Source organism: Shewanella sp. GutDb-MelDb (assembly GCF_002836075.1).
Taxonomy (GTDB): Bacteria; Pseudomonadota; Gammaproteobacteria; order Enterobacterales; family Shewanellaceae; genus Shewanella.
Window position 1 is genome coordinate 1 of record NZ_PJBM01000045.1, and the last position, 2,953, is coordinate 2,953.

Genomic DNA, 2,953 nt, shown 5'->3' on the forward strand with positions numbered 1-2,953 from the left:
AAACCCGTAAACACATCAAAGGTGACCATAACAATTTGGAACTAATTCCATAAGTGGACAGGGTTTACAGATATTTACCATGTTGCAGAAGACTTCAAAAGTCAGGCCAAACTACGTTGCCCATTATGAAGATTATTTGTATCTTTCCATTAATTAAAATGAAGTTTTTATGATCAAGTCTGTAATGACTAAGTAAAAACCCTCTGATTCTTTGTTCTTAAAATATGGACTGAAATATCTATGCTACTGAAACACAAAATAACGGGGCTCTTTACTTCGTTATCATTTTTTATGGTGCTCTTTGTATCCATCCTTGCTTATCAAAATTTTGCGGAGTTCAGTCAGGCCAGTTATCAGGATAAAGTTGAAACGCAATCAAAGCTCGTAGCCCAGGCATTAGATGAAAAGTTAATGCGTTTTTTCGACGTAATCGATTCTGGTACATTTTTTTTCGATGACTATGGCAACCTCGATCTTGAACGAGCAAATCTCACTGTCGAAGAGATCGCTAATACGATTGAAGGGGAGGCTGGTATCTATTTAGGTTTAAAAGATGGCACCCTAATTAGTGATGGTAAAGCCGTACTCAATTTCAATGCTATCACCGCTAAACGTGAATGGTTTTTGAAGATTTTTGAAGGAGAGCACTACGTAGTGACTCGATCTTTTGTTGATGTCACTAAGAATGTTGAAGTGTTTGGTCTTTCTGTGCCTATCATGTACCAAGGACGAATTTCCGGAGTCGTGTTAATCAATATCCCGGTTAAATTATTCAGTGATTATGTCGCTTCTCTTACCAGTAACAATCAGATGTTCGTCTACCGAAGCGATGGCTACATAGTATCGAGTGAGGTAAAAGACAATATTGGTAAGAACATATTTGAATTACGTCCGCAGTACAAAGTAATATCTGAATCAAACAAGTCGATGACATACAGTGCTCCGGGTTTGGGAGAGTACTTTGTAACAAGTAATAAGATGAAGGTTCGTAACTGGACAGTGGCTAGTTATGAAGCCATGAAAGTCATAGAAGCTGCCAGCATGAATAACCTATATGGCACGCTAATTTTGATTGCTATCTCACTCGCTGCACTGATGATCGTTATCTACCAGATGGTTATTCGTCTTATTTATAAACCTATCGGCGGGGAACCACTGGAAATATCAAACATGGTCAAACAAGTTGCAGAGGGTGATCTAAGTATGGATTTATCCACTTCAGGCTTGGAAGAAGGTATATATGGCAATGTGATCTCCATGACACAGAATCTTAGAGCTATTGTCGCCAATATTAATGAAACGACAATTGCACTTAATAGCTCTTCAGCCTCCCTGTCATCGTCAGCACAAACTATGAGTGATGGCTCAAAGGCACAAACAGTGCAGCTCGAGCAGACTTCGACGGCGATGAACGAAATGACTTCTACAGTCGATGAAGTAGCACGAAGTGCACTGCAAGCGGCTGAATCGGCCCAGGGGGCGAGTGAGCATTCTGAAGTAGGAATGAAGGTGGTAGAGGATATGAACTCTAATATCCGCTCACTGGTCAATGAGATGGACAATGTGACCCATGTCATCGAAAACGTTGAGGCCGAAACTGTCAATATTGGTAGCATTCTCGATGTGATTAAAGGAATAGCTGATCAGACGAATCTTTTGGCTCTAAATGCTGCAATTGAAGCGGCACGAGCCGGTGAGCAAGGTCGTGGTTTCGCGGTCGTGGCTGATGAAGTTCGAAGTCTTGCAAGCCGGACACAAGAGAGTGCTAATGAGATCACCTTGATGATTGAAAAGCTACAAACAGAGGCAAAAAAAGCGGTAGAACAGATGGGGAAGAATACTCAGCTGGCTCAACTGACCTCGACAAAGACAGAGGAAGCAAATCAATCCCTGACACAAATCACCACATCTGTTTCTATTATTCTCAATATGAATGACCAGATAGCCACGGCATCAGAGCAGCAGACTCAGGTAGCTGCGGAAATTAACCAGAGTGTTTTAGAGATCAATGATTCGGCCAAAGAAACAAATATCCACTCTAATAGCACCACGGAACTTGCACAAGAACTCGGCGGAATGGCTAATACCCTAAATGGTATAGTGAGCCAATTCAAACTTTAAAGACTGGCACCTATTCAGAGGCTTACCACTCTTCTAAAAACTTGTGAATAACCTATTCAATCAATTTTAAAGGCGAACCTGACATGGTTCGCTTTTTTAATGAGGTTTATAAATATCTGAATTAAGGTAATAATGATTATCCCATTTAAAGTTAAATGGCTTGAGCTAACCGATTATTGCATCTTTATAATTTAAAATAAAAATAACACACATCATTATGTGTATTATTTTTCGTGTTCCAAAAACCTATCTTATAATATTTTCAAAAGATGTATTACTATGGTAATTCTCAGTTACCGTGGTAACAATAAAGGCGACAGCCTTTAGAATAATAGCTATTAACCCTATACTGATTTTTTAGATTTATCTTTGAGGCTATCATTTGGTTTTTGATTTTAGTTTGTCCTCAATTATACATTCAGCCTGTTTGATTATCGTTCATTATGTCTATCGAACATACGATTGTCCTACATTTCCTAATCCAAGTACTCGCTCTTTTATGTCCAAGTAGGTGTCAGTGGATAACTGCGTGATCTCATCGAGATCCTACTACTCCCATCCCTTTAAAAAGGCGAATTGGCCACTATTGTGAGTGGTTAATCGGATAGATGCGAAGAGCGTTACAAAAAGTCTAAGCTGGATATATGAGTTTTTTAAGTTATATACATGTTCTGACTGACGAAGCTTTCCTAACAACAAACCATAGAAGCAAGCATGTGCCACAGTAGAAACTGTCATGATATGCAGTCACTGAATGCTTTTTGCATTGTTGAAGAAAGATAGAGTGAAGCGGAAAAGCGATAAAAGCAGGGACGAGTCACACTCCGAGATA

The 2,953-nt window shown here is 39.5% G+C and carries 1 protein-coding gene; it reads left to right on the plus strand.

Annotated features, from left to right (window positions below; genetic code table 11):
• Positions 1 to 240 precede the first annotated feature (240 nt).
• A complete protein-coding gene (locus tag CXF82_RS01025; RefSeq protein WP_102043526.1) occupies positions 241 to 2,121 on the plus strand; it encodes a methyl-accepting chemotaxis protein in 1,881 nt (626 codons plus the stop codon).
• Positions 2,122 to 2,953: the final 832 nt, after the last annotated feature.

Coding starts and splice junctions, on each gene's coding strand:
- CXF82_RS01025 (WP_102043526.1), top strand. CDS start 241: ATGCTACTGAAACACAAAATAACGGGGCTCTTTACTTCGTTATCATTT.